This is a genomic window from Fictibacillus phosphorivorans, from assembly GCF_023715845.1.
In the GTDB taxonomy this organism is placed as follows: domain Bacteria; phylum Bacillota; class Bacilli; order Bacillales; family Fictibacillaceae; genus Fictibacillus; species Fictibacillus phosphorivorans_D.
This window is the reverse complement of the sequence record NZ_JAMBOR010000046.1, coordinates 1-1,287: the sequence shown is the minus strand read 5'-3', so window position 1 is coordinate 1,287 and position 1,287 is coordinate 1. Positions and strand designations below refer to the sequence as shown.

Below are 1,287 nucleotides of genomic sequence, written 5' to 3'. Positions count from 1 at the left end.
TAGACTGACTTAGTCAATTGAGACAATAATAAAACACCTGTTAGGCTGCCATACTTCCAAATTCGATTGGAGTGTGGTAGCCTAATTTTTCTTGAATTCGCTCTTCATTATAATACTTTATGTATTGATCTATTTTTTCCCTGACTTTATTTATCGACATAGAATTAAACTTCACATATTGAAATTCTTCAGATTTTAGATTTGAATGGAATGACTCAATAACAGCGTTATCCCAACAATTTCCCCTTCTAGACATACTGCTAACTAATCTACTCTCTTTTATTAGCTGCTGATACGCATAAGATGTATACACACTTCCTTGATCACAGTGAACAATAACCCCTTTGGGGGTTTCTCGTGAGTTTAAAGCTGCTTTTAAAGTATCTGTGACCAGAGACGTTTGTTGATGCGTATATAGTTTATACGCCACAATTTGATTATTGAATAGATCCATAATGGTTGAAAGATACAATGTGCTTGAACCATATTGAATATACGTAATATCGGTTACCCATTTTTTGTTGGGCAAAACGGCTGTAAACTCTCTCTGTAAAAGGTTTGGTGCGACAATGATAGGTTGTCCTTGAGATTTCCACTTCCTCTTTGGCTTTACACGGCACTGTAGATGATGCTTTTGCATAATACGTTGGACAGTATTTCGATGCAAACTAATTTGATATCGACGCTGAAGTAAATGCTTAATTTTCCGATGCCCATACCGGTAGTTCGTCTTTTCACAAAGAGAGATAATAGCCTTCTCAGATTTAGTCAACTCTTTAGATGGAGCTGATAACCAACGATAATAGGTGGATCTTGGAACTTTTAACGCACATAGAATAGCCGTAATGGTGTATTTTTTTCTTAATCTCTTTACCAGACGGAGAACTACTTCCTTTTCAACTCCTTTTCGATCTCCAAATACTTTTTTAAAATTTCATTCTCCTGTTTGTATTGATAGAATTGACGTTCTTTCTTTTCCTCTTCACTAAGGGAATCAGGTCCACGACCATAAGAGTATTGCTTACCTATAGGTTGATTAAATCGATGTACTTCATTATTCCGATACCATTTTACCCATGTTTTAATTTGGGACACATTTTTAATCCCATACTTATCCATGATTTCTACGTTGGTAAATTGACCACTCATTTTATCCTTAACAACAGCCCACTTTGTTTCTTTTGAATAAACGTTTTTGCCCATGCAAAAACACCTCCGATTTTCACTTTTAATAAGTGTATCATTTCGAAGGTGTTTTATTGTGTCCCAAATACCTAGGTTAGTCTA

General features: G+C 35.4%; 1 protein-coding gene. It reads right to left on the bottom strand.

What is annotated here, in order from left to right; translation table 11 throughout:
• Positions 1-40: 40 nt before the first annotated feature.
• Positions 41-1,203 (bottom strand): IS3 family transposase gene (locus M3206_RS18660; RefSeq protein WP_251314027.1). Its coding sequence is split into 2 segments (ribosomal slippage): positions 41-927 and positions 927-1,203, totalling 1,164 coding nucleotides; the frame shifts between segments, so codons are not numbered across the junction.
• Positions 1,204-1,287: the final 84 nt, after the last annotated feature.